The sequence below is a fragment of the Myxococcus sp. SDU36 genome (genome assembly GCF_030168875.1).
Taxonomy (GTDB): Bacteria; Myxococcota; Myxococcia; order Myxococcales; family Myxococcaceae; genus Myxococcus; species Myxococcus vastator.
In genome coordinates this window covers 8,677,025-8,701,813 of the sequence record NZ_CP077414.1, presented here as the reverse complement: position 1 = coordinate 8,701,813, position 24,789 = coordinate 8,677,025, and the positions used below count along the sequence as shown (strand labels likewise).

20 protein-coding genes are annotated in these 24,789 nt (G+C 69.2%); 7 read left to right on the top strand and 13 right to left on the bottom strand.

Features of this window, described 5'->3' with window-relative positions:
- The 4 genes from KGD87_RS35440 (at position 1) to KGD87_RS35425 (ending at position 4,158) form a co-directional block, all read left to right on the top strand.
- Positions 1-693, top strand: coding sequence for a helix-turn-helix transcriptional regulator (locus KGD87_RS35440; protein ID WP_284665332.1), 693 nt, complete (start codon positions 1-3; stop codon positions 691-693).
- Between the two features lie 479 nt (positions 694-1,172).
- A complete protein-coding gene (locus tag KGD87_RS35435) occupies positions 1,173-1,745 on the top strand; it encodes a M12 family metallopeptidase (RefSeq protein WP_284665331.1) in 573 nt (190 codons plus the stop codon).
- A gap of 406 nt (positions 1,746-2,151) precedes the next feature.
- Positions 2,152-3,120, top strand: a complete 969-nt coding sequence (locus tag KGD87_RS35430) for an NAD(P)H-dependent flavin oxidoreductase (RefSeq protein ID WP_284665330.1) — start codon at positions 2,152-2,154, stop codon at positions 3,118-3,120.
- A gap of 51 nt (positions 3,121-3,171) precedes the next feature.
- Positions 3,172-4,158, top strand: coding sequence for an alpha/beta fold hydrolase (locus KGD87_RS35425; protein WP_284665329.1), 987 nt, complete (start codon positions 3,172-3,174; stop codon positions 4,156-4,158).
- On the opposite strand, the gene KGD87_RS35420 is transcribed toward KGD87_RS35425, so the two are convergent.
- The 9 genes from KGD87_RS35420 to KGD87_RS35380 all read right to left on the bottom strand — a co-directional run bounded on the left by KGD87_RS35420 (position 4,155) and on the right by KGD87_RS35380 (position 15,102).
- Positions 4,155-4,592, bottom strand: coding sequence for a DUF6312 domain-containing protein (locus tag KGD87_RS35420; protein ID WP_284665328.1), 438 nt, complete (start codon positions 4,590-4,592; stop codon positions 4,155-4,157). The two genes, KGD87_RS35425 and KGD87_RS35420, sit on opposite strands and share 4 nt — an antisense overlap.
- Positions 4,593-4,626: 34 nt before the next feature.
- Positions 4,627-4,893, bottom strand: a complete 267-nt coding sequence (locus KGD87_RS35415) for a DUF6200 domain-containing protein (RefSeq protein WP_284665327.1) — start codon at positions 4,891-4,893, stop codon at positions 4,627-4,629.
- Between the two features lie 48 nt (positions 4,894-4,941).
- A complete protein-coding gene (locus tag KGD87_RS35410; RefSeq protein ID WP_284665326.1) occupies positions 4,942-6,915 on the bottom strand; it encodes an ABC1 kinase family protein in 1,974 nt (657 codons plus the stop codon).
- Positions 6,912-7,172, bottom strand: a complete 261-nt coding sequence (locus tag KGD87_RS35405; protein ID WP_284665325.1) for a phosphopantetheine-binding protein — start codon at positions 7,170-7,172, stop codon at positions 6,912-6,914. Before KGD87_RS35405 ends, KGD87_RS35410 begins: the two co-directional genes overlap by 4 nt.
- Complete coding sequence (locus KGD87_RS35400; protein WP_284665324.1) at positions 7,169-8,455, bottom strand: type III PLP-dependent enzyme domain-containing protein; 1,287 nt, start codon at positions 8,453-8,455, stop codon at positions 7,169-7,171. Before KGD87_RS35400 ends, KGD87_RS35405 begins: the two co-directional genes overlap by 4 nt.
- Positions 8,452-9,996, bottom strand: a complete 1,545-nt coding sequence (locus tag KGD87_RS35395; RefSeq protein ID WP_284665323.1) for a class I adenylate-forming enzyme family protein — start codon at positions 9,994-9,996, stop codon at positions 8,452-8,454. Before KGD87_RS35395 ends, KGD87_RS35400 begins: the two co-directional genes overlap by 4 nt.
- Before the next feature lie 12 nt (positions 9,997-10,008).
- Positions 10,009-12,888, bottom strand: coding sequence for an alpha/beta fold hydrolase (locus tag KGD87_RS35390; RefSeq protein WP_284665322.1), 2,880 nt, complete (start codon positions 12,886-12,888; stop codon positions 10,009-10,011).
- Between the two features lie 946 nt (positions 12,889-13,834).
- Complete coding sequence (locus tag KGD87_RS35385) at positions 13,835-14,317, bottom strand: PspA (RefSeq protein ID WP_284665321.1); 483 nt, start codon at positions 14,315-14,317, stop codon at positions 13,835-13,837.
- Between the two features lie 191 nt (positions 14,318-14,508).
- Positions 14,509-15,102, bottom strand: a complete 594-nt coding sequence (locus tag KGD87_RS35380; RefSeq protein ID WP_284665320.1) for a peroxiredoxin-like family protein — start codon at positions 15,100-15,102, stop codon at positions 14,509-14,511.
- Positions 15,103-15,172: 70 nt separating this feature from the next.
- Here KGD87_RS35380 and KGD87_RS35375 point away from each other — a divergent pair, with 70 nt between their 5' ends.
- The 3 genes from KGD87_RS35375 (at position 15,173) to KGD87_RS35365 (ending at position 18,843) form a co-directional block, all read left to right on the top strand.
- Complete coding sequence (locus KGD87_RS35375) at positions 15,173-16,096, top strand: LysR family transcriptional regulator (protein WP_284665319.1); 924 nt, start codon at positions 15,173-15,175, stop codon at positions 16,094-16,096.
- 82 nt (positions 16,097-16,178) lie between these two features.
- Positions 16,179-16,985, top strand: a complete 807-nt coding sequence (locus tag KGD87_RS35370) for an enoyl-CoA hydratase/isomerase family protein (RefSeq protein WP_284665318.1) — start codon at positions 16,179-16,181, stop codon at positions 16,983-16,985.
- A 19-nt stretch (positions 16,986-17,004) separates the two neighbouring features.
- Entirely contained in the window at positions 17,005-18,843 is a 1,839-nt protein-coding gene (locus KGD87_RS35365; RefSeq protein ID WP_284665317.1) for an AMP-binding protein, read from the top strand.
- A gap of 56 nt (positions 18,844-18,899) precedes the next feature.
- Here KGD87_RS35365 and KGD87_RS35360 read toward each other — a convergent pair whose 3' ends face one another.
- The 4 genes from KGD87_RS35360 to KGD87_RS35345 are packed head-to-tail and all read right to left on the bottom strand — an operon-like array spanning position 18,900 to position 24,783.
- On the bottom strand, positions 18,900-19,868 hold the full coding sequence (locus tag KGD87_RS35360) for an alpha/beta fold hydrolase (RefSeq protein ID WP_284665316.1): 969 nt from the start codon (positions 19,866-19,868) through the stop codon (positions 18,900-18,902).
- Entirely contained in the window at positions 19,865-20,554 is a 690-nt protein-coding gene (locus KGD87_RS35355; protein ID WP_176421047.1) for a DUF2071 domain-containing protein, read from the bottom strand. The genes KGD87_RS35360 and KGD87_RS35355 overlap by 4 nt, the downstream gene beginning before the upstream one ends.
- Before the next feature lie 37 nt (positions 20,555-20,591).
- The gene (locus tag KGD87_RS35350) at positions 20,592-22,928 is read right to left on the bottom strand and encodes an acyltransferase domain-containing protein (protein ID WP_284668732.1); all 2,337 of its coding nucleotides are present in this window, start codon (positions 22,926-22,928) and stop codon (positions 20,592-20,594) included.
- A gap of 19 nt (positions 22,929-22,947) precedes the next feature.
- The gene (locus KGD87_RS35345; RefSeq protein ID WP_284665315.1) at positions 22,948-24,783 is read right to left on the bottom strand and encodes a type I polyketide synthase; all 1,836 of its coding nucleotides are present in this window, start codon (positions 24,781-24,783) and stop codon (positions 22,948-22,950) included.
- Positions 24,784-24,789 lie beyond the last annotated feature (6 nt).

The following is a 24,789-nucleotide window of genomic DNA, read 5'->3' as shown; positions in this document are numbered from 1 at the left end:
ATGGACAAGACCGAACGCCTCTTTGCAGTCATGGACGCACTTCGCCGGCACCGCCGCCCCGTCACTGCGGCGGCGCTGGCCGAGGAACAGGGTGTTTCCATGCGCACGCTCTATCGCGACGTGCGGACGCTCATCGGTCTTGGCGCGCCCATCGTTGGCGAGGCGGGCGTGGGCTATATGCTGAAGCCGGGCTTCTTCCTGCCGCCGCTGATGTTCACGGCCGAGGAACTTGAGGCGCTGGTGCTCGGCTCCCGCTGGGTCGAGGCCCAGCCGGATGCCGGCCTTGCCGGGGCGGCGCGCAATGCGCTGGGCAAGATCGCCACCGCCTCGCCCGACGACCTGCGCGACCGAATGAAGGACACCGGGCTCTGGCCCATCCTGATGCGCGGCGGGGCTGCGTCCGTCCCGGTGCTCGGCCTCGTGCGCCGGGCCATTCGCGAAGAGAAGGCGCTCCTCATCGTGTATGCCGACGGGAAGGGCCAGCCGAGCCAGCGCGACATCTGGCCGGTGCAGCTCGCGTTTCACGAGGGCAAACAGCTCGTTGCCGCCTGGTGCTGCTTGCGCCAGGCCTTCCGCCATTTCCGCGTCGACCGCATCACCGCAGCCTCGGCGACCGAGGCCCGCTACGGCCGCCAGCGGTCCGTGCTGGCGCGGGAATGGCGGGAGGAATGGAAACGCCTGTATCCCGACTGAGTACAGCGACCTTCTTGATTCGCGGTTCCTTGTGCGTCACCCCGCCTGGTTGGGCGAGCGCAGCAGCAGTTGTCGCTTGAGCGCCGCTCGGATCGGGTTGGCCTCGAGACCGACTTGCGCCTGACCGAGCCGCTTCGAGGCAAGCCCCCTCTCGTCTCCCTGCGCATGAAGCGCCCTGGCGCCCGCTGGAAGGAGGCGTCCGGCCAGCACATCCTGGACTTACGCGCCCTGGTGCTCTCGGAGCGGTGGGACGCGGAGTGCAGCACGCCCAACGTCGCATGCGAAAGCGACAGCACCCTCTTGGCGTGCAGGTCCTCCTCAAACACGTTCTCCAGGAACGCCCGCATCTGCTCTTCGTTGATGGCCACCTGGCGTACCAGCATGGCCTCTCCTCCTGCACCCCACCACTCCGCTTCGCATGGAGCTGTCAGGTAGGCCCTAGCAAGCCGCTCGCTTAAATGCGGGGATCGCTCAGGTTCGTGCCCCGCACCGCGAGCAACGCTGCGCAATATCCTGACTATCTTCGCATCCAGTCAGGCTCCGGGTGTTACTCCAGTTATGGACGCCAGGGTGGCGAGCAAGGAACGTGGCTGGATGGCAGTTGCAGCACCGGCACCATCGTCCATGAGCTTGGACACATCCTGGGACTCGACCACGAGCACAACCGGCAGGACCGCGACACCTACGTCATCATCCGGTGGGAGAACATGGCGCCGGGCGCGGCGACCCATTTCCAGCAGAACAACAACGACGACGACGACTACTACTTTGGCTACGACTACGGCTCCATCATGCACTACGGCCCGATGCAGGGCTCGAGGAACGGGCGCCCTACCATCGAGGCCCGGGATGGACAGTCCATCGGGCAGCGCAACGCGCTGAGCACGCTCGACGTGGTGACCATGACGCGAGTCTACTCGAGGACCATCACCCTTCGTGCCTCGACCGGCCACTACGTGGTGGCCGAGGGCGGCGGTGGCGGAGGAGTGACCGTCAACACCGACGGCGCCTACCTGGGCGCCGCGAACATCTTCACCGTCGCGTTCCCGTGAGCGAAGCATCCGCGCGATTCACGCCCGGACCTTCGCCTTGAAACGACACCGGAGATTCGGCCCGCGACGCGGTGGCCGAATCCCCAGTGGACTTGCCAGTCTGGCGGCGTCCCAGCCCTTCCTGGAGGGCCTCCAGCCGCTTCCTGGCGTACTGAAGGCTGGGAGCCTCGAAGTCCGTGTCACCCGGCTCACCGCCGAGCGAGAGACGGCCTCCCCCGTGATGAGCCGTGCCCCGAGCAGCCAATGCGCAGGGGATAAACTCAAACGATGCCCACGGTGATTGAACTCCTTGCGACGCTCGGAGCGTACTCGCCAACAACGACCTTCCCTGGTGGGCCTTTGTCCTCCTCCGTGAAACCGGCCTATCAGCCACGTTGCAGCCCCTCCCCTCCTCCAGGAGCGCCCCATGAAGACCCGCTTTACCGAACGCTTCCAACTGAAGTACCCCATCGCCTGCGCACCCATGGCGCTGATTGCCGGCGGAGTTCTCGCGGGGGCCGTCAGTCGCGCGGGAGGGCTGGGCCTGATTGGCGGTGGGTACGGCGACCCGGAATGGATTGCCCAGGAGCACGCGAACGCGCAAGGCGCCCCGGTGGGCGGCGGGCTCATCACATGGATGATCGAGCAGAACCCCTCCATCCTCGACGCGGCGCTGTCACACCAGCCGCGTGCGTTCATGCTGTCGTTCGGCGACCCACGCCCCCATGCCCCGAAGGTCAAGGCCGCCGGCGCGGCCCTGATATGTCAGGTCCAGCGCCTCCATCAACTCGAGCAAGCCCTCGAGGCGGGCGCGGACGTCATCGTCGCGCAGAGCAGCGAGGCCGGCGGCCATGGAATGGCCAACCGCGCGACCATCACCTTCATCCCCGAGGTTGCCGACATCCTCGCCCAGCGCGCACCGGACACACTCCTGCTCGCGGCCGGAGGCGTGGCCGACGGACGCGGGCTGGCCGCAGTCCTTGCGTTGGGAGCGGACGGTGCGCTGGTGGGCTCGCGCCTGTGGGCCAGCCGCGAGTCACTGGCGCACGAGGCCTCCAAGGCGAGGTCCGTCCATCTGACGGGCGAGGACACCGACCGCTCCATCGTCTTCGACGTCCTGCGCGAGAAGCACTGGCCGCCCGGCTATACCTTCCGTGCGCTCAAGAACACGATGACCGAGCGCTGGTCGGGCCGCGAGGACGAGCTGCTCGCCGTCGCGGAGCAGGAGCGTGAGACGTATCGCGCCGCGATGGCGGCCCACGACTACACCATCGGCCACAGCCCCGTGGGACAAGCCACGGGGCTGATTCGCGACATCCCCACCGCGGAGGAGATTCTTGAACGAATGGATGGACAGGCGGCCGACGTGCTGAAGCGGCTGGGACGACCTATCTAGCCCCGGCTCGGACCGGGCTCATGACGAACACCGGCCGGGCGCGGGAGCCGTATGAATCGCACCGGCAAGTTGCTCACTGGATTGGGATTGGCGGGGGGCGTCATCGCCCTCGCCCTGGGGTTCCGGCGGGACCGCCCCGCCCGCGAGGTCGAATCGAGACGCTCGGGAGCGCCCTCGAGATTCGTCACCGTCAACGGGGTCCGGACACACTATCGCGACCAGGGCCAGGGGCCCGTCCTCGTACTCCTGCACGGCTCCAACGCGTCGCTCCACACCTGGGACGGCTGGGTGGACGCGCTCTCGTCCCATTACCGGGTCATCACCATGGACGTGCCCGGTCAAGGCACCACCGGGCCGGACCCCTGGAACCGCTATACCCATGACGACGAGGTCGCCTGGCTGGATGCATTGGTGCGACAGCTCGGGCTCGAGCGCTTCACCCTGGGCGGCAACTCCATGGGCGGCGGCATCTCCTGGCGCTACGCCCTGCACCATCCCAAGAAGGTGGAGCGGCTCATCCTCGTGGACGCCTATGGCTTGCGGCGCGACGAGAAGCTGCCCATCTACCTGCGGCTCTACAAGGTGCCTGGGGTACGGCACGTGGTGCGGTGGTACACCCCACGCTTCATGGTGAGGCGCGCCGTGGCCGCGACCTACGGCGACCCACGGCGCATTACCGAGGAGACCGTGGACCTGTACGAGGACATCCTCCTGCGCGAGGGCAACCGGGAGGCCACCTGGAGACGGCTCGCCATCGACGAGGACGACTCGCTCGAGGAGCGGCTGCGTGAGATTCAGGTCCCCACCCTCATCCTCTGGGGCAGCCGCGACGAGTGGATCCTCCCGAACTACGCGGAGAAGTTCCACGCCAACATTCCCGACTCACGCCTGGTCGTGTTCGAAGGGCTGGGCCATGTGCCCATGGAGGAAGACCCGACCACGACGGTGGCCGTAGTCCAGGACTTCCTCCGGGACACCGCGCCGGCCCACACGGGCCGGCTCACCTCCGCCTACGCACAGCGCCAGTTGGACCCCTAACGGCCCAGGGGCCACGCGAGGAACCGCGCGACGGCCCGGACCTGCTTCCGGTTGGGCTTCGTGTCCACCGTCCGGCTGATGTCGCGCGGCACCTTGCTCAGCGTCTTCAGGCCGTCGCTCATCGCTTTGCCACTGTTCCTCATCACGTCCCGCAGCGCGCCGTCCTTCTTCTTCTCCGCCGACCGCTTCTGCTCCTTGCGGTAGGTGAGCAGCCCGTCGGAGACGGCGGCGGACAGGTGCTCCAAGGCGCGGCTCACGTTGTCGTGGGCCCTGTCCAGGTTCTTCAACCCCTTGCCCGTCTTGCGCTTGCGCTTGCCCTCAAGCGTGCGCTCCACCACCACGTCCGAGGCGACCATCTGTCCGCCCCCGGAAGTGGTGGTGCGCTCCACGGTGACCGCGGTCTGGCTCATCCCTTCCTTGCCTGGAATGCTCATGTTCTGGGCTCCTTCGCCTTGCGCTACGGGAGGTTCACGGCAGGAAGGGAGGAACGAAGGGCAACGACAGCCCGTTCCGGCTCTTCCGCTTCTTCTTCTGGTAGACCAGGACGACCGGGACAAACTGCTTGCCCACCGCCTCGTTCCCCATCCGAGTCTGGACTTCGCTCAGGGCCTCGCTCACCTCAAGCATGAGCGCGCCCTTGCCGCGCTTGAGGTCCTTGAGCTTCTTGCGCTGCTGTTTGCCCAGTTCAATGACAATAGGGAGGGTACTGAGCAGGTACTGGGGTTCAATTGCCATACGGTGCACTCCTTGAAACGTCATTCCAGCGCGCCCCGGGTGGCGCGGTCAGAGCGCGGTGCGTGTGCCCGCTTCCCGGTCCTTGTCGGAGAGTCGAAAACTGAGCCCCCGAAGCGTCACCACTACTGCGACGACCACGGCCCCCAGGAAGAGAGGACTGAGGAACGTCCGCGCCCACGGGGGGCTCGTCAAGAGCTCCGCGTGGAGGGCTTCCCCGACCTCCCTGCCATGCAGGATGACACCCACGAGCGCCGTGCCCGCGCGGACCACGAGCGCGCCCGACAACAGCCAGACCCCGGCGCGCAGCACCGCGGCCAGCACGAAGGAAAGCAGCCGCTCGGTCACCGCGAAGCGGTAGGTGGAGGAGTCGAGGAAGCGCTGGAGACGGTAGAACCCCGCCATGGCCGCCTCGAAGAACTGGTCGTAGCGGATGAACGAACGGTCCTCGGTCAACCCGTGCAGCTTCTTCTCCAGCCGCCGGCGCATCCGCCGTCCCAGCTGCACCTCGTACCGACGGTACTCCCGGTAGTGGTCGATGCGCGGATCCAGCCGAGCCGCCAGGCTGTCGGAGAGCATGGTGGAGCGAATCATCCGCAGGGTGTTGAGGTTCATCGGCACCCGGTACTCCTGGGCCAGCTTGAAGAAGCCAATCCAGAGGTTGGCGGACGTCCGCTCCCACCACCGCGAGGTGCGGCTCTTGTTGGCGTAGAGGTCCTGCCAGAAGATGCCCTCCAGCTTCCGGGAGAACTCCTCCACGTCCACCGAGGGCAACGGCTCGAGCAACGCGAGCACCGCGGACACCATCCGGCCGACATCCTCGTTCGCCTGGGCGTCCGCGATTTCCCGCCACACCCGCCGCTCCCTCGCGGTGAAGGCGCCACACGAGCCGAAGTCGATGAGCACCAACCGGCTGTCCGGATGCACCACCACGTTCGCCGGGTGCATGTCCGCGTGGAAGAAGAGCCCCTCCTGCGCGCAGAGGCGGGCAATCTTCAGCAGCCGGCGGGCCACCTTGCGCGGAACGATGCCCAGTTCCGCGAGCTGGGGCAGCCCCTCCTCGTCCTGGCGCTCGGCCGCGGAAATGAGGTCCTTGAGCCAGATGCCGGAGACGAACTCAGAGACGAGCACCTCGTGGTTGGAGAGTTCGCCATGGACGCGCGGCGAGCGCGCGAAGCGCTGTCCCAGCCGGTTCATCCGGTCCTGGAAGAGCTCGGTGTAGCGGGCCTCGCGGACGAAATCGAGCTCCTCGTAGAGCATGCTGCTCAGCTCGTAGAGGAGCTGGCGCGAGTAGCCGGGCGGGATGAGCCACAGCTCGGCCAGCCAGAGAATCCACCCCAGCGCGCGCATGTCCGCCGCGAAGAGCGCGCCAACGCCGGGGCGGCGGACCTTCACCGCCACCACCTCGCCGCCATGGAGGACTCCGCGGTAGACACACGCGACGGAGCCGGAGCCCACCGGCTCCTCGCTCAGCTCGGAGAACACCTCCGAGAGCGGCCGGCGGACGGCCTTCTCCACCAGCGTCCGCACCTGCGTGAACGGGATGGGGGGCGCCGCGTCCAGCATCTTCTCCAGCTCCTGCGCCACCGGGTACGGCAGCAGGTCGACCCGGATGGCCAGTTGCTGGCCCAGCTTGATCCACGTCCCACCGGCTCGCTCGATGAGCCGCCGCAGATGGAGCCCCCGCGCCTGGACCGAGTCGCGCCGCAGAACGATGTCCAGGGCAATCCGCCCGAGCAGCCAGAACGCACCGGAGAGCCAGACGCCAAGCTGCAGCAACGTCCGGCCGATGCCGGCGCGGTACGCCTCCGCTTCCCGGTGATGAGGCGTGGGCGGAGCCTCCCGGGCCCGCGCGCGCAGCGTCTGGCCCAGGGCCCGTGCGGCGTCGATGCGGGCGTCCTGATCCTCGCGCTGGCGCCAGCGGTGGACGGCCGCGCCGATTCCGCGCCCGCGCGGGCGTGATGGCGCCTGGGCCGCGGGCGGCGCCTCGTCGCTTGCCTTCGGAGCGAGCCGGAGCGTGCTCACGCGGCGGCGCCACGCAGGTGATGGACGGTGGACTCCAGCGTCGCGGCGGTGTGGAACGTCTCCGCGGTCAAGAGCGCATCCGGGAAGGAGATGTCGAAGGCGCCCTCCAGCGCCAACATCAGGTTGATGGCGCTCATCGAATCCAATCCCAGCTCGTTGAGCGGGCGCGCCATCTCCACCGGCTCACCGGGCGCCACCCGGGGAAGGAATTCACGCAGCACCTCGACGAGCCGGCTCCTCATCTCTTCCGTGGTCATCGTGCCTCCTGCTTCGAGCGCAACCGCGCGGTTGCGGGCGGTTCGTAAGACTCGTGCCCCCAGCGCAGACGGGACACCGAGAGCACCACTCCGTCCCGATGCGCCACCTCCACCGGCGGCGGGCGGCTCAAGAACCCCGTGAGGCTGGCCGTCAGCCCATAAGCCCCTACGTTGGGGATGAAGACGTGGTCCCCCGGCCGGAGCGACGGCAGCTTCAGGTTGCGGGCGAAGCAGTCCAGCGGCGTACACAGGGGCCCCACGACGTTGACCTCCTCGAGCGCGCCGGGCTCCGTCTCCGCGCCCGCCCGGGCGACCCCCATCCCCACCAGCGGCACCCGCCCCAGCCCGGACATGCCGCCCAGGTGATGGATGCCGCTGTCGAGCACGACGTACTGCTTCCCCTTGGAGCGCTTGACGTCCACCACCGTCGTCCACAGAGCGCCGGAGGAGGCACACAGCCAGCGACCGGACTCGAACCAGAGCGCGGAGGACGCGGTCCGCTGGCGGCGGGCGGCCAGCAACGCGAGTGGCCCTTGCAGCGCGGCCGCCTCCAGCCCCACGCCGGGCGTGGCGAAGGGCCAGGGGAAGCCACCGCCCACGTCCACGACCTGGAAGGGCATCTCCAGCGCTCCGCACAGCGCCTCGCCCACCTCCAGCGCCTGTTGCACCGCCGCGAGCAGCGCCTGCGCGTCCGCCAGTTGCGTCCCCTGGTAGATGTGCAGCCCCATCAGCTCGACGCCGTCCAGCGAAGCCAGGCGCGCCCGACCCTCGACCAGCTCCGTCTCGTCGAAGCCGAACTGGCTGCTCACGCCGCTCATCGCCAGTCGGGCCACCGGGGGCGCGTTCGGGTTGACGCGCAAGAGGACCCGCGCGCGCACTCGCGCCGCCCGCGCGGCTCGGTCGATGCGCTCCAGGTCCAACCACGACTCGGCGGAGAAGCCCGTCACCCCGGCGCCCAGCGCGCGGTGGACCTCCTCCGCGCTCTTGCCGGGGCCCGTGTAGAGCACCCGCTCCGCCGGAAAGCCCACCGAGAGCGCCACCGCCAGCTCTCCTGGCGACGACACCTCCGCATCGCACCCGAGCTGGCACAGCCGCGCGGCGATGGCCGGCAGCGGATTGGCCTTGAGCGAGAAGAGCAGGCGGCTGCCCGCGGGAAGCACCGCCAGCAGTTCCCGGGCACGGAGCTCCACCTCGCCCAGGTCATAGACATACAGAGGTGAGCCATACGTCTCCAACCACGCCGCGGCCCTGGCGGCTTCGCGTGCGGAAGCGAAAGTGCTCATGGCCGCGCCTCCCGCTCTACCCAGCCCGCCAACGCGCCGCGGTCGAGCTTCCCGTTGGGCGTCCTGGGCAACTCCAGCACCCAGTGCACCCGGTCCGGCACCTTGTGGGTCTCCAGCCGACTGGAGAGTGCGTCGAGTACGCCCGCCTCCCGCCCCGGCGGCGCGTCCGGGCCTCCCGCGGCGGCGACGAAGAGGTGCAGTCGGTCGGAGCCTGCCTCCTGCGCCACGCCCGCCTCGGCCACTCCCGGAAGCGCGCAGGCCACCTCCTCGATTTCCAGCGGGTGTATGCGGAAGCCACGGCGCTTGAGGAGGAAATCCTTGCGGCCGACGAACTGGAGGAACCCCTCCGCGTCCATTCGAAACAGGTCACCGGAGTACAGCACGCGCCCCAGGTTTCGAGGATGGGGGCGGTACCGCAGCGCGGTCTCCTCCGGCGCCTCCCAGTATCCCAACGCGACATGGCGGCCCTGGATGACCAGCTCCCCCACCCCGCCCGGCGGCACCACGCGGCCCACCTCGTCGAGAATCATCGCCTCCGTGCCAGGCAGTGCGCGCCCCACCGAGCCCGGGTGCGCTTCCAGCTCCTCGGGCAGGAGGATGGAGACACGCTTGCACTCGGTCAGTCCATACATGGGGAAGACCAATACGCCCGGCAACAGCTCGCGGAGCCGTGACACGTGGCTGGCCGGCAGGTGCGCGCCAGTGTTGGTGAGCGCGCGCAGCACGAGCCCGCCCGTCCCTCCACGCTCGAGCAGCATGAGCAGCGCCGCGAAGAGCGTAGGCACACCGGGCAGGACGGTGACGCGCTGGCGCGCCAGCGTGGCGACCAGGGCCGGGCCCGCCAGCTCCGCCCCACCCACGAAGACGGCGGCCCCCACCTGCGCGGCGAGGAACACCTGGTAGAGCCCGTAGTCGAAAGAGAGCGGCACGAAGACGCCCACCACGTCCTCGCGCGCGTACTGGAGACGCGCCTGGATGGCGGCGACCACGAAGAGGATGTTGTCGTGGCTGAGCGTCACCCCTCGTGGCGCGCCCGTGGAGCCGGAGGTATAGACGAGGCAGACAGGGTCCACGTCCGTGCCGGAGAAGGGCGGACACTCCCGCTGCTCGTCCGCCAGCAGTCGTTCCAGCAGATGACCCGAGGGAGGCACCGCACCTCCCCCCACCCAGACAATGGGCACCGCGCCCAGGGCCGGCGCCAGATGCGCGGTCGTCTCGTCCAGGAAGGCGACGGCTGGAGTCACCTGGTCCAGTATCTTCCGAAGCCCCTGCTCGCGGATGCCGCCATGCAGGACGGCGAAGACGCCGCCGATGCGCGCCGTCGCGAAGGCGGCCAGGGCCACTTCCACCCGGTTGCGGGTGAGGATGACGACCCGGTCTCCCCGCCGCACGCCCAGTGCCGCGAGCCAGCCGCCGAGCCGCCGAGTGATGGCGGCCAGGTCCGCGTAGGAGCACGAGGTCCGCTCGTCCTGGAGGAACGGGCGCGCGCCGTGCAGACGCTCGGCCTCGTCCAGCAGGTTGCTGAGGTGTCGCGGAGTCATTCGTGGCGCCCCTCAAGCCAGCCGGTCATCGGTGAAGATTTCTTTCTTCACCATGAACCGTGTCGTCTTGGACAGAATGCGCTCGTTGAAGGCGATGCGCTCCGGATGCGTGAGCAGTTCGTTGCGGAGCTTGAGCGGCTCGGGCAGTCCGACGTCCTTGTACATCTCCGGGTTGTAGAGCTTCTGCATCGACGTGAGCATGAAGCGCTTGAGTGCATGCTCCACGTCGCGAAGCCGCTCCACGCTGTACCGGGCACGCAGGCCCTCATGGAGTCGCTCGATGTTCAGCCGCCCGTAGGTGATGTGGCGCGTCTCGTCCGAATGGTGCAGCCGGTTGATTTCCCGGATGAAGGGCGGCAGCCGCCCATCCTTCGCCATCTGGTGGTTGTAGATGTCGACAATCTCCTCGAACACCAGCACCGTGGCGAACGCCAGGAACTCCTTGATGTCTGGCTCGGGGAAGGTGTCGTAACGGATGCGACGGTCTCTGTATATCTTTCCGCCGTACGCGATGCAGAATCGCGAGAAGTACCACATGTGCTCGTTCTCCTCGAGCACCAGGTGGTGGAGGTACTCCGAGGACTGCTCGTAGCCGGGCGTGTGCATCCGGCTGATCATCTCCATGAGCAACTCCCGGATGCCCGTCACGTTCAGGCTGAAGAAGTTGATGCACTCCCACTTGCTGAGCTGGCGGAGCTGCTCCGGCGTCAGCTTCTGCTCCCAGGGCGTGCCATGGATGGAGAGCAGCTCCGGGCTCATCCAGTATTGGTCCTCCGGCAACGACTTCTCCCAGGCCAGGTCCCGGAAGGGATTGGCCGTGTCCGCGTTGGACAGGTGGACCAGTCGCTCAAGGGTGCGCGCGAAGCTCTCTGCGGTGGGCTCCGCCGGACGGACCTTGGACGGCGCCTGCTGGGCGAATTCCTCAATCATGGCGGCAATCCCTTCGTCATAGAAATGCGAGAAGTGGTCCGCCGATGGCTGGAGCACTGTCCGGGCGGAGGCGAGGCGACGGGCGAGCGAGGCCACCTGGTCGGGGTGCGAGATGAGGTCGGAGCCACCGCCAAAGACGAGCACCGGCTGCTTCACCGAGGACGTCCACGCGTCGTCGCGCTCGCGGAAGAGCGAGGACACCATGTGCGCGTAGCGGAAGAGACTGGTGGGCGTCCGGAACGGGACGCTCGTCATGTAGAGCAGGTGTGGATCCGTGGAGGTGAGGACGCTGGCCACCACCTTCCGGTCCTCGCTCTGGGGCGCGCCGCTGGCGGTGTCACCGCCGAAGATGAGCTTGCAGTAGCGCTCCGCCACGCGCGGGTTCGCGGCGATTTGCGGGAACAACTGACGCAGGTTCTTCTCGAACGAGGTGAGCGGATGGTCCGGCGCCTCCGGCAAGGAGACGGTGCCATTCAAGAGGACGCCGCTGGCGAAGCGCTCCGGGTGCTCGGCGAGCGCGCGCAGGGCCACCTGCGCACCGCTGCTCCAGCCCACCACCGCCTCCGCCCGGGCGATTCCCAGTCGGTCGAGCACGGCGAGGAGGTCCTCCACGTGCACCCGAGAGTCGCAGCGCACGGGGTCGAAGTCCGGAGTGGGCGTGGGCAGCCAGCGGGTGTTCCACGTCACCACCCGCCAGCGCTGGGCCAACCGCTGCGCGAGCGGCGCCAGGAACTCCTCTGGCATCGCATACGCATTGCACAAGACGAGCACCGGGTGAGACGGGTCTCCTCGCGTAAACGCACACACCTCCGCCCCATCAAACGCGCGCACCTGGACCGGCGTGAAGGTGTCTCCAGAGCGCTCCCGAGACAGCTCCGCGAGGAAGCTGGCCAGGTAGACCTCCAGGTCCGCCAGGGTGAGCGGAGGATGGGGTGGCAGCGCGCGGGCGAAGCGCTTCGGATTCAGTCCGTAGCTCGCATAGAACGCTCCCCTCAGGTCGAAGAGCTGCTCGATGGGTGTCGCTTCCGTCTCACGCCTGGTGGTGAAGCGGAGGATGGGGATCCGGAGGAGGTGGGCGAGCCTGGCGACGAGCCCCTCGAGCGGCACCTCCACGGGCCCCACCAGGTGGTGGTACGCCCCGCCCTCGAACCCCGTGGCGCTCAGCCGGAGCATGTCCTGCACCACGTGGTCCACGGGAACCAGGTTGATGCCCGCTCCCTCGTCGCCCAGCAGCCGAAGCGGGTCCGTGACCTGGGCCAATCCCTCGCGCAGTCGGTGCAGCTCGCGCACGAGGCCATAGAGCCCGAACCGAGTCCCACCACTGCGCCGCGTCGTGCTGGGCCCGACGATGACCGAGGGCCGCAGGATGCTGAAGTCCCTTCCTGTCTCGGCGCAGATGCGCGCGACATCCCACTCCGCCTCGGCCTTGCTCGCCTCGTAGTAGTTGTTGAAAGAGGCGGCTGTCTGCTCGGGCGGCGGGAGCGCCTGCTCCGGTATCACCCCGCGCCGCGTCCCCGCCGTATACGCCGTGGAGACATAGACGAAGCGTCGAGCGTCGACGCGCCGGGTGACCTCCAGGACGTTCCTTGTCCCGACACAGTTGTGCGCGTGAATCTTCTTCCTGTGCCGGTCTTCATAAGAGAGGCTCGCCGCCGAATGCCAGACTTCGTCGAGCCGCGCCTCGGCGAGCAACTCCAGGTCCACGGATGAGAGGCCACAGAGCGGAAGGGTGATGTCCCCCTTCAGGCATGTCACGCGGTCCTCGAAGGCCTCGACCGGGACTGGGATGTCATACGACGCTGCGCTCTGCGCGAGCGACTCCAGGAGCCTTGCACGTGCCTGTTCCGCGGACTTGCCCCGGACGAGGGCGAAGATGTGCCCTCCTCCCATCAGGCGCCAGAGGAGGAAATGACTTCCCAGAAACCCCGTACCACCCGTGAGCAGCAACCGAGTGGGCCGCACCGCGCGCGCACTGATCTCGTATGGATTTCCATGGGATGCACTCAAGGCCACGCCCCCCGACTAGTCATTGACACGGAATACATCCATACCCGCCAGGTCACGTCCAGTCAAATCAAACAGCCATTGCCGCACATACAAAAACCACCTTCCAGAGAAATAGAAAACATCGACTCCCCAACAAAGACATGCCCATTTGGCGTGGGGCGAAGCCCACTCGCGGACCCAACCACGCGCTGCCTGGGCGCTCGAAAGGCATGCGCCGAGGACCCGCATGTCAGTGGTTGGGCGCCACCCCACCCATGACGTTGGGCGAGCACGCTACCAGCCCCCGAATGCAAGTCGGGACGGTCGTGTCGCGTTCCCGTGGGGTTTGCCTACCCGAATTTCGGTCGCGGCATCCTGAGCGCGTCCAGGCGAATGAATGACAAGCCAGGGTGACCACCACCATGAGGCGGGCAGCTGCGCGGATACCAGCAGGCGGGGCAGAACGCAGCCCTCATCCGGGCTTACGCGGGAGAACCTACCAGACGAACCATGAACTGCGCGCCAGCCAATGCCGCTTGGCGCGCGAGGAGCACCTGTGCCTGCCCAAAGTCCAGTCGCTGCGTCACGGGCGCGGCGGCTTGTGTCGCCTCCGCGCGAAGCGCTGACGTCTGGCCGCGCGCCTGGGGCTCACCGGCGCTGTCGGCGGTACGCTGCCCTTCCTCATCACCGCCCGTCGATTCGCTGAGACGGGCAGGTACTTCATGGCGTTACTGGCGTCCGTTCTCACCTGCACAGGCGGCGCATCTTCGTCCAGGACGGCCAAGTTTCGGCTCTTGAAGCATGACGCCAGACTTCTGTGAAGCCCTCCGGCGCCCGCCAGGAGTTGCGGGACGTGCGTGCCTTGGCAGTCGCGTGATTGCCGCAGCAGCGCCCTCCAGCGAGGGCGCTCCGCGACCCATGCTCAGGCTGGCATCACCTTGTCGAAGGGGCGCACCACCTGCTTGCCGTCGCCGACGCGCTCCACAGTCACCGTCCTCGCCTCCTGGTTGACGGCCTTCACCTTGGCGGGGAAGGTGCCCCGTCCTTGCTTGTAGCTCACGTCCTGCCCCTCCTTGAAGGAGACGGACGCCTCCGGGCTGGGGCTGGGGGCGGCGGCTGTCGCCGTGCGTCCCGCAGCACGCGCGCGCGCCCGCACGCGGCTCTTCTGGGGTGAGGGCTCGGCCCGCGTGGGCTTCGGCCTCACCCATTTCCGCGTCGCCACCGTGGGCTTCGGAGCAGGCGTGGTCGCGGGTGTACGCTTCGGCGCGGACGCCGCGGGAGTACGGCCAGGCGCAATGCCCAGGTACCGAGCAATCTGCTCCAGCAACTCCAGCTGCCGGCCCAGCGTCTTCCCCACCTCCTCCGCCACCACGGTCCGAATGGCACTCATCATGTCGTTCTGCATGTACTTGCACTCACTTTCTGCGCGGGCCAGACAGCCCGAGCATTCCCCAGCCGGACAACAGTCAACGCTTTGTCCCCATGCCGCAACAAGTAATCCGAGTATTCCGACTTCCGTCTTGGAATGGTGATTTGCGCTGGCGGAGCTCGGGGCGCTTCGTCACGACAACCCGGCGCGCTGCGCATGCCCCGGCATCACGGGCCCCGGGCCGGGACGACGGCCTCCCGCTCGTCGCGTGCTCGTCCGTTCCGCGCGAGGGCGAGGACGTCGTCCACCTCCCAGTGGTCGTCCGCATGGCGCCCGTAGTGGACCGCGCGCACCCGGCCGGTGGCGTCGAGGAGGAAGTCCGCGGGCAGCCCTCGCTGTCCCCCCTCTCCGGCGAACGGATTCGACGGGGCCAACGCCAGCCCCCGCACCGCGGAGAGCATGGCGCGAGGATGCGCCACCGCGAGGACGGACTGCTCCACGCCGAAGTGGCCGTACCACCGGCGCTCGAGGTCCGGCACGACGGGGAAGGGCAGGTCCCCCTGGTAGGGCCGCATCGCCTCCGCGGAGGAATGGAAGAACGCCACGGTGTGGACTCCCGCCTCCACGAGCCGGCCCTGCGCCGCCGCGAAGCCGCGCAAATGCAGGTTGCAGACGGGGCAGCCCGCGAAGCGGCGGAACTGGAGGTGCGTGAACGCGCCAGGCGCCCTCATGGGCAGCTCCAGCAGGCCGTGGGACAGCGTGGTGACGGAGAAGGGGGCGAGGACGTCGCCCGGCTGGCGGCGGGAGGCCTTGGAGGTCATGCCGCGAACCTAGCGGCGCGCAGCCCCTCCACCTCCTGCATGTTGCGCATCTTCATCATGGTATTTTTCGATGATGCTCCTCGACCGCATCGACGCCTCACACCTCTACTCGCTGCACGTCCTGCTGGAGGAGCGGCACGTCACGCGCGCGGCCCGGCGCCTGGGCATCACCCAGTCGTCCATGAGCCACCGGCTGCAGCGCCTGCGCGCGGCGCTGGGAGACCCCCTGCTGGCGCGCGCGGGCGGAAGCCTGCTGCCCACGCCGCGCGCCGAGGCCCTCGCGCCGCGGCTGGCCGAGGCCCTCCGGGCGCTCGAGGCCGCGGTGACGCCAGAGGCGGCCTTCGACCCGGCGGCCTGCACCCAGACCTTGACGCTGATGATGCCAGACGTCCTGGCGCCAGTGCTCCCCCACGTCCTCACCGCCGTCGGGCGCGCGGCCCCGGGCATGAGCCTCCGCGTGCGGCCCGTCTCCGCCGAGCTGCCGCACCTGCTCGCCGCGGGTCCGCTGACCCTCGCGCTCGCGCCCGCGCACTTCGTCGGCGGGCACACGCGCTCGCGCCTGCTGGGGGAATTGCGGTTCGCCGTCGCCGGACGACGGGGGCACCCGGCGCTGCGCCCGCGGTTGACGGTGGCCCGCTGGCTGGCCCACGGGCACGTCGTCGTCCACATCGGCAACGAGCGCGCGAACGCGGTGGCGGACGCGCTCACGCGCCGCGGGCTGCGGCGCCGCGTGGCCCTCGAGGTGCCCTCGTTCCTGGCGGGCCTCCAGGTCGTGGCCCGCTCGGACCTGCTCATGAACGTCCCCGTGCCCCTCGTCAACGAGGCGGCCGGCGCGCTGGGGCTGGAGGTCCACCCCGCCCCCCTGGCCCTTCCCCGCGTCCGCTTCGCGATGCTCTGGCACGAGCGCTTCCAGCACGATGCGGCCCACCGGTGGGCGCGGGACACCGCATTCGCGGCCGTGCGTCCCCTGCTCCACGAGCGGCCCCGGGGATGAGCCGGGCAAGCCTCGGAGTGGGCGCTTTTCACTCTGAGAGAAGGTAGCCTTGGGGGATTCTCTTCCGCGCGAGGAACTCCGAATGGCGACAGTCCGCTTCGACGTGCAGGGCCATGTGGCGCTCATCACCCTGGACCGTCCGGAGGCGCGCAACGCGCTGGACGCGCAGATGGCGTACGAGCTGGCCGAGGCGTGGGAGCGGCTGCGCCGCGACGAGGCGCTTCGCGTGGCCATCGTCACTGGCGCGGGCGACAAGGCCTTCTGCGCGGGCGCGGACCTGGTGAAGACGATTCCGCTCCTGTCCGGGGCGCGCGAGCCGAGAGACCGCTACGAGGAGGCGCTGGTGGCGGACCGGAGCTTCGGCTGGAAGGCCATCCTGCGCGACTTCGACTGCGAGAAGCCCGTCATCGCCGCCATCAACGGCCACGCCGTGGCCGGGGGCATGGAGCTGGCGCAGGCCGCGGACCTGCGCGTGGCCTGCCACGAGGCCCTCTTCGGTCTCCAGGAGGTGAAGTGGGGCCTGTTCCCCGCGGGCGGCTCCACGGTGCGCCTGCCCCGACAGATTCCCCAGGCCCACGCGATGGAGCTGCTGCTCACCGGCGCGCTCATCCCCGCGTCCCAGGCCTTCTCGCTCGGCTTCCTCAACCGCGTCGTCTCGCGCGAGGAGCTGCTGCCCACCGCCTTCCAGCTCGCCGAGCAGATCGCCGCCAACGGCCCGGTGGCCGTGCGCCTCATCCGCCGCGCCGTGCGCGAGTGCCAGGGGCTGCCGCTCCAGGACGCGCTGCGACGCGAGCTGGAGCTCGCCGAGCCCATCTACCAGACCGAGGACGCCGTGGAGGGCCCCCGCGCCTTCCTGGAGAAGCGCCCCGCCCACTTCAAGGGTCGCTGAGAGCCACCCGGAGCCCACCATGATGACCCACGCCCCCTACCGTCCCCTCGCCATGCGCGGCCCCAACGTGCGCGTCCAGTCCCGCCCGGATGGCTCGCTGCTCCTGGAGAGCGGCTATGTCTACGAGGACGTCGAGCGCAGCATCGTCCATGTCCTCGCACGCCAGGCCCGCGCCCACCCCGAGCGCGTCTTCCTGGCCCAGCGCGCGCCAGACGGCGCCTGGCGGCAGGCGACGTACGCGGACGTCCACCAACGCGCGCGCTCCGTTGCCCAGGCCCTGCTGTCGCGCGCGCTGCCCGAGGGGCGCTCGGTGATGATTCTCTCCGGCAGCTCCATCGAGTTCGCCGTGGTGATGCTCGGAGCCATGATGGCGCGCGTCCCCGTCGCGCCCATCAGCGTGCCCTTCTCGCTGTGGAGCACGGACCATGGCAAGCTGCGCCACGCCTTCGCCGTGTGCCGGCCCGCCGTCGTCTACACCGATGACGCGGACCGCTTCGCCCGCGCCCTCCAGGCCCTGGACCTCAGCGACGTGGAGGTCGTCACCGCCACGGGCACCCCGGCCGTGCCCCGGCACTCGCCGCTGTCCTCCTGGATGGACACGGCGCCGACGCCGGCGGTGGACGACGCCATCGAGCGCATCCGCCACGACACGGTGGCCAAGTGGATGTTCACCTCGGGCTCCACCGCGCGCCCCCGCTGCGTGGCGCAGACGCAGGGGATGATGTGCCACCAGCTCGCGAGCTGGGCCGCGATGGAGCTGTCCGCCTCGGACCGGCCCGCGCCCGTCATCCTCGACTGGATGCCCTGGAGCCACGTGGGCGGCGGCAACATCGGCTTCAACCACAACCTCCTGCGCGGGGCCACCGTGTACCTGGACGAGGGCCGCCCGATGCCCGGGCTCTTCGAGCGCACCCTCGCCAACATCCAGAGCGTGTCGCCCACGGAGTTCTCCTCCGTCCCGGTCGCCTTCCGCATGCTGGTGGACGCCCTGCGCACGGACGAGGCGCTGTGCCACGCCTTCTTCCGCCGCCTGGAGACGATGGCCTACGGAGGCGCCGCGCTGCCCGCGCCCGTCGCGCACGAGCTTCAAGCGCTCGCCGTGCGGACGGTGGGCCACCGCATCCCCTTCACCACCATCTATGGCGCCACGGAGACCCAGTGCATCACCCAGGTGCACTGGACCACCGACGAGACGGGGCTGGTGGGGCTGCCCCTGCCGGGCGTCCAGCTCAAGCTGGTGCCCATGGATGACCGCCACGCCCTGCGCGTGCGCGGGCCCACGGTGACGCCGGGCCATGACCTCGAACCGACGGGGAGGCAAGGCTTCGACGAGGAGGGCTTCTACGAGCTGGGGGACGCGGTGCGCTTCCTGGACCCGGCGCGCCCCGAGGTGGGGCTCGTCTTCGCGGGCCGGCTGGCCGAGGACTTCAAGCTCAACACCGGCACGCGCGTGGCCGCCAGCGCGCTGCGCCAGCAGGTGCTGAGCACCGCCGCGCCGCTGCTCTCCGACTGCGTCGTCTGTGGCCTGGGCGAGGAGGCCATCGGCGTCCTGGCCTGGCTCAACCCCAGCGCCATCACCGCCCTGCTCGGGCCCGCCCCGGACGACGTGCCGCCGCACGCGCGCCAGGACGTGCTGGCCCGCCTGCGCGAGGCGATCGAGGGCCACAACCGCGCCTTCCCAGGCTCCTCCCAGGCCATCCGCCGGCTGCTGCTCGTGGCGGAGCCGCCGTCGTTCGACACGCACGAGCTGACGGACAAGGGCTCCATCAACCAGCGCGTCGTCCGCGAGAATCGCGCGGAGCTGGTGCGGGAGCTGTTCGCCCCCGGCCCCGGCCCCCGCGTCCTCGTGCTGGACTGAGCGCTGTCCACGCCGCGCGGCCGGGCGCGCGCTCCGCCCGGCTGCTTGCGTGGACGTCAGGCGCCAGCGGCCCGCGCCCCCAGGGGCAGGCCCTGAAGGAAGGTGTCGAGCGGCGCGACGAGCGCCTTCATGCCCTCGGGGGTGGTGGGCCAGTGGCCCTGCCCCGACAGCTCCACATAGGCCTTGGGGATGTCGCCGAGCTGCTCGTACGTCTTGCGGCTGTACTTCATGGGGAACATCCGGTCGTTCTGGTCATGCATGACGAGGAACGGGTAGCGCACGTCGCCGAAGGGGACGCTCTTCCGGTAGTCCGACATCACGCTGACCATGGCCCTCAGCGTGCAGCTTCCGCCCACCAGCGGGTCCTTGCCGTAGGCCTCGTTGAATTCGACGGAGTCCGACAGGCGCGAGTACTGGAGGAAGGCCTTCACCGGCACGCGCACCCTCGGCAGGAGCTTCGCCAGCCCCCGGAAGGCGCTCACCACCAGCGGCATGGCCTTGCCGGGGCTGAACTCCGTTTGGATGAACTCGCGGTCGCTCGGGTCCACGCAGGCGTACCAGGCCATGGCGTCCACCGGCGTGCGCTCGGCGGCGAGATAGGACGTCATGCCCCCGAAGCTCAGCCCGAAGGTGACGACGGGGCCGCGGAACTCCTGGCGGGCGCGCTGGATGACGTCCACCAGGTTGCGCACGTGCGCCTCCAGCGTGTAGTCGCCCAGGCCGTGGCGGTCCAGGCCGCAGCCCTCGAAGTCGAAGGTGATGACGTTGTAGCCCCGCTCGCGCAGCAGCAGCGCCGGGTAGGCGAAGAGCCGTCCGTAGGACACCGAGCCCGGCACCAGGATGACGACGGGCCGCTCGGGGCTCGCGCCCGGATAGAGGTCCAGCGCGTGAGAGCGGTTCTGTCCGCGGTACGTGCTCTCGCGCACGTGCCGCGTCCATTGCCGCAGCGTCTCCTCGCCGCCGTACCAGCGCAGCAGGTAGTTCTTCCAGTACTCGGAGCCCGAGTAGGGCAGCGGGCCGCTCACGCCCGGGGCCTCGAGATGACCTCGAAGGGCTTCCAGATGTAGTCGATGATCTCCGTCACCTTGTAGCAGGCGCGCGGTTCGGCGGACTTGAAGAAGTTGGTCTCGAAGTCCTTGCAGTGCACCTGCTTGAGCGGCCAACGGTAGCGCTCGATGACCACGCGCCGCACCACGCCCTCGGCGTTGACGGTATAGGCGCGGTCCAGCGTGTTGGCGATGTCCTCGATTTCCGGGTCGGCCGTCACCGGGGCGTGGTCATCCAGCTCGTAGCGCACGAAGCGGTCACCGGTGCGCAGGTCCACGCGGTCGCCGGTGCGCGTGGTGACGCAAGACTCGATGACGATGTCGGTGAAGAGCTTGAGGCCCGCGCGGGCCATGAAGCTGGGCGAGCGCACCGCGGTGAAATACAGGCCCTTGTCCTGCTTCTCCTCGTTGTACTCGGCGTCCTCCAGCAGGGTGCGGAAGAGGAACGCCTGGTAGGTGGGGCGCAGGGGTGGGGGCAGGAACTGGGGCCCCATGTTGTGCGGCGTCACGTTCACCAGTGACACCACGGACTTTCCGCCCACCGAGCGGACCTTCAACTGAGAGGGGATGTGCTGCTTCATCTCATCCAGGTCCACGGTGAAGTGGACGATTTCGATGTCGTGCAGCTTGCCAGCGAGGGTGATGGGGAGGTCTTTCAGGCTCATGAGTGTTGGGCGTTGCGTTGGAGTGAAGAGATGACGACTAGGGATTGAGCAGGGCTTGAAGGCGGGCGTTGACCTCGTCCTCGGACATGGCGTCCACGTCCGCGGCCCGCGGCGGCTCGGCGACAGGGGCGGAGCGCTTCAGCCCCGCGAGCATCCGCTCCACGTGGGCCTCCAGGCTCAGGTCCTCGAAGAGCTGGGCCATGGGCAGCGACAGGCCCAGCTCCTTCTCCAGCACCTTCTTGAGCTGGAGCCCCGTGAAGGAGTCGAAGCCCAGCGAGATGAACGTCGCGTCGAAGCGCACGGGGTCCTCCTTGTCGAGCCGGAGGACCTGGCGGATGCGCTCCTCCAGGAAGGCCTGGAGCTGGCGCTTCGCCTGGACGGGGTCCTCCGACAGCGCCAGTGCGCCCGGGGACGCGGTGGAGCGCGCGGCAATGGGAGCCGAGCGCGGGGCCTCGAGCGGGAAGCGCCCCTCGGCGTCCGCGTGGGCGACGATGTCCGCGTAGGCCTGGGGCGCCTCCAGGTAGCGCTGGTTCATCGAGCGCAGGATGTCGCGGCTGAGGAACGGCTCCTTCTGGAGCGTGAGCACCAGGTACTGCGCGAGCCCCGTGCCCAGCAGCTTGCCCAGCATGTGGGGGCCCACGATGAAGGCGCTCTCGGCGGCGGTGATGTTCTGCTTGAGCCGCGCCATGGCCGCGTCGTACTCGCGGTCATCGAAGAAGTTGCTGATTTCGCGGCTCAGGTCCACGCAGCCGATGATGCGCAGGCCCGCCTCGGCGAAGAGCTCCGCCCATGCCTTGCGTGGCAGCAGGTGCGCCTCGGACTCCTCGTGGCGGAGCGTCTCGTCCACGGTGGAGACGATGTCCGAGGCCACCAGCAGGCCGCCGTTGGCCAGGTGCCGCTGGATGTTGTCCAGCACGCCGCGCTTGTCCTCGATGTGGTGGATGACCTGGAACGCCTGGATGAGCTCGTACTGGTCCGGGAACTCGTCGCGGGAGCTGTCGCGGTTGAAGAGGCGGATGCTGTCCTGGAGTCCGCGCTCCTTCACCTTGCGGGCGCCCGCCTCCACCTGCGCGAGGGTGATGTTGTAGCCATCCAGCTTGAGGTGGGCGTGGTGCTTCGCCAGGTCGATGAGGTCCGACGCGTAGCCGCAGCCGATGTCGAGCACCCGCCGGATGGAGGAGAAGTCCACCGCGCGGTAGGTGACGGCGCGCAGCTCGCGCAGGGCCTCGCCGTAGACGCGCTCGAAGTGGACATGGTCGTCCTCGGGGAAGAGGTCCGGGTAGAAGACCTTGAGCCAGGAGAAGCCCTGGGGCACCTCACGCAGCGGGGCCCAGTGCAGGTACAGCTCCTGGCCGCGCGTGTTGAAGCGCTCGAAGGAGCGGCCGAAGTCGGAGTACACGTCCGCCACGCCCACGCTGCCCGTCTCGCTCGAGGCCTGGAGCTGCGAGGCCACGCGGACCACGGACGACGGGGCCGACGCCACGCGCGGCTGGGGCGCGGGCTCGGCGTGCCAGTGGCGACGCCGCTGGAAGGGGTACGTGGGCAGGGCCACCGTCCGTCGCGCGTACGGCTTCTCGTACTCCCCCCACGCCACCTCCACTCCCTTCACGTACAGCGCACCCAGCGCCTCCAGCGCCGTCTCCCACTCGCCCCTCCCCTTCCTCAGCGTCGCCACCCACTCCAGCCCCTCCTCCTCCAGCGTCTGCCTCCCCATCCCCACCAGCACCGGCGCGGGCCCCACCTCCACGAATATCCCCACCCCCTCCTTCCTCAACGCCTCCATCCCCTCCGCGAATCTCACCGCCTCCCTCACCTGCGTGCGCCAGTACCTCGCGCTCGCCACCTCCTCACCCGCCCTCTCCCCGCTCACATTCGAAATCAGCACCCGCTTCGGCGCCTCCAACTTCACCTCCCCCACCCTCGCCTCGAAGCCCTCCAACATCGGCTCCATCTGCGGCGAGTGGAAGCCGTGCGACACCTTCAGCTTCTTCGTCTTCACTCCCCTCTGCGCCAGCCTCCTCTCCGCCTCCCTCACCCCCTCCTTCAGCCCCGACACCACCCACTGCTTCGGGCCATTCCTCGCCGCCACCGACACGCTCTCCTCCAGCCCCTTCAGCGCCTCCTCCACCCACTCCCTGGCCCCTCCACCGCCACCATCTCCCCTCACCTCCCACCCCTGCATCAACCGCCCTCTCTCCGCCACCAACCGCAGCGCGTCCTCCATCCCCATCACCCCTGCCACCACCGCCGCCACGTACTCCCCCACGCTGTGCCCCAGCACCGCGTCCGCCTCCACCCCCCAACTCCTCCACATCCTCCACAGCGCGTACTCCACCGAGAACAGCGCCGGCTGCGTGTACCTCGTCTCGTCCAGCTCGCTGCCCCGGCGAACATCACCTCCAGCAGCGGCTTCTCCAGCACCCCTCCAGCACCTTCGCGCACGCGTCCAACGCTTCCCTGAAGGCCGGCTGACTCCCGTACAGCTCCTTCCCCATCCCCACGTACTGGCTCCCTTGCCCTGTGAAGAGGAAGGCCACCTTCCGCTTCTCCCTCCCCACCGCGCTCCCCTTCACCACGCCCCCCACCACCTCTCCAGCCGCCGCCCTCTCCAGCTTCTCCTTCAGCTCCTCCGCGCTCCCTCCCACCACCGCCATCCGCTGCTCCAGGTGCGCCCTCCCCACCGCAGCCGTGAAGCACACGTCCCCCACCGACGCTTCTCCCAGCGCTCCCGCGTACCTCCTCGCCTGCTCCTCCAGCGCGCTCGGGCTCCTCGCGGACACCACCAGCACGTGCCTCGGGCGCTCCACCACGTCGTGCTTCCGGACGGGCTCCGGCCTCGGAGGCGCCTCTTCCAGGATGAGGTGGGCGTTCGTCCCGCTGAGACCGAAGGAGCTGACGCCCGCCACGCGCCGCCCCTGCGCCGGCTCCCACGCCGTCAGCTTCGTCGGCACCTCCACCGCCATCCGCTCCCAGCCGATGTGCGGGTTCGGCGTCTTGAAGTGCAGGTGCGGCGGCAACTGCTTGTTCCTCAGCGACAGCACCACCTTCATCACCGCCGCCACTCCCGCCGCTGACTCCAGGTGCCCCACGTTCGTCTTCGCAGAACCCATCCACAGCGACTCCCCACTCCGCCCCTCCCCTAGCGCCCCCCACATCGCGTCCACCTCTATCGGGTCCCCCAGCGACGTCCCCGTCCCGTGCGCCTCCACGTAGCTCACCTCCCCCGCCCTCACCCCTCCGTTCTCCAGCGCCTGCCGAATCACCGCCTGCTGCGCCATCCCGTTCGGCACCGTCAACCCGCTGCTCGGCCCGTCGTGGTTCACCGCAGTCCCTCGAATCACCGCCAGCACTTCATTCCCGTCCGCCACCGCGTCCGACAGCCGCTTCAGCACCAGCACGCCGCAGCCCTCGCCGCGGGCATAGCCGTCCGCCGAGGCGTCGAACGTCTTGCACCGCCCCTCGGGAGACAGCGCGCCGCTGCTCGACAGGTAGACGCTGAGCTCCGGGGAGAGGATGAGGTTCACGCCGCCCGCGAGCGCCACGGGGCACTCGCCCAGGCGCAAGCTCTGGATGGCCAGGTGCAGCGCGACGAGCGATGACGAGCACGCCGTGTCCACCGCCATGCTCGGCCCCTGGAAGCCCAGGGCATACGACAGGCGCCCCGCGCTGAAGCAGGCGCCCTTGGCCGTGCCGAAGTACGGGTCCAACTGGGACAGGTCCGCGTTCGCCAGCAGGCGCTGGCTGTAGTCGGTGTTCATCACGCCGACGAAGACGCCCACGCGCTGGCGGGCCCGGCGCTCCACCGGATGCCCCGCGCGCTCCAGCGCCTCCCAGCCGACCTCCAGCAGCAACCGCTGCTGCGGGTCCATCGCCGCGGCCTCGCGCGGAGAGATGCCGAAGAACTGGGCGTCGAACTGGTCCACGTCCTTCAGGAAGCCGCCGCGACGGGTGTTGATCTTCCCCGGCACCTGCGGCTTCGAGTCATAGAGCGCGTCCACGTCCCAGCGATTCGCCGGCACCTCCGTCGTGGCGTCCACGCCGTCGCGCAGCAGCTCCCAATACGCCTCCGGCGTGGTGACCCCACCGGGGAAACGGCACGCCATCCCGACGATGGCGATGGGCTCCGCGCGGGGCGTCGACTCGGCCTTCTCCAGCCGAGCCTCCAGCTTCCGAATCTTCACGAGCTGCTGCTGCACAATCTGCCGGTAGTTGATGTCCTCGGTCGTCATGTCGAT

Bases quoted from the DNA above. Each gene is read 5' to 3' on its own strand.
- KGD87_RS35440 (WP_284665332.1), top strand. From the start codon at position 1: ATGGACAAGACCGAACGCCTCTTTGCAGTCATGGACGCACTTCGCCGG.
- KGD87_RS35430 (WP_284665330.1), top strand. From the start codon at position 2,152: ATGAAGACCCGCTTTACCGAACGCTTCCAACTGAAGTACCCCATCGCC.
- KGD87_RS35425 (WP_284665329.1), top strand. From the start codon at position 3,172: ATGAATCGCACCGGCAAGTTGCTCACTGGATTGGGATTGGCGGGGGGC.
- KGD87_RS35420 (WP_284665328.1), bottom strand. From the start codon at position 4,592: ATGAGCATTCCAGGCAAGGAAGGGATGAGCCAGACCGCGGTCACCGTG.
- KGD87_RS35415 (WP_284665327.1), bottom strand. From the start codon at position 4,893: ATGGCAATTGAACCCCAGTACCTGCTCAGTACCCTCCCTATTGTCATT.
- KGD87_RS35405 (WP_284665325.1), bottom strand. From the start codon at position 7,172: ATGACCACGGAAGAGATGAGGAGCCGGCTCGTCGAGGTGCTGCGTGAA.
- KGD87_RS35400 (WP_284665324.1), bottom strand. From the start codon at position 8,455: ATGAGCACTTTCGCTTCCGCACGCGAAGCCGCCAGGGCCGCGGCGTGG.
- KGD87_RS35395 (WP_284665323.1), bottom strand. From the start codon at position 9,996: ATGACTCCGCGACACCTCAGCAACCTGCTGGACGAGGCCGAGCGTCTG.
- KGD87_RS35385 (WP_284665321.1), bottom strand. From the start codon at position 14,317: ATGCAGAACGACATGATGAGTGCCATTCGGACCGTGGTGGCGGAGGAG.
- KGD87_RS35380 (WP_284665320.1), bottom strand. From the start codon at position 15,102: ATGACCTCCAAGGCCTCCCGCCGCCAGCCGGGCGACGTCCTCGCCCCC.
- KGD87_RS35375 (WP_284665319.1), top strand. From the start codon at position 15,173: ATGATGCTCCTCGACCGCATCGACGCCTCACACCTCTACTCGCTGCAC.
- KGD87_RS35370 (WP_284665318.1), top strand. From the start codon at position 16,179: ATGGCGACAGTCCGCTTCGACGTGCAGGGCCATGTGGCGCTCATCACC.
- KGD87_RS35365 (WP_284665317.1), top strand. From the start codon at position 17,005: ATGATGACCCACGCCCCCTACCGTCCCCTCGCCATGCGCGGCCCCAAC.
- KGD87_RS35355 (WP_176421047.1), bottom strand. From the start codon at position 20,554: ATGAGCCTGAAAGACCTCCCCATCACCCTCGCTGGCAAGCTGCACGAC.
- KGD87_RS35345 (WP_284665315.1), bottom strand. From the start codon at position 24,783: ATGACGACCGAGGACATCAACTACCGGCAGATTGTGCAGCAGCAGCTC.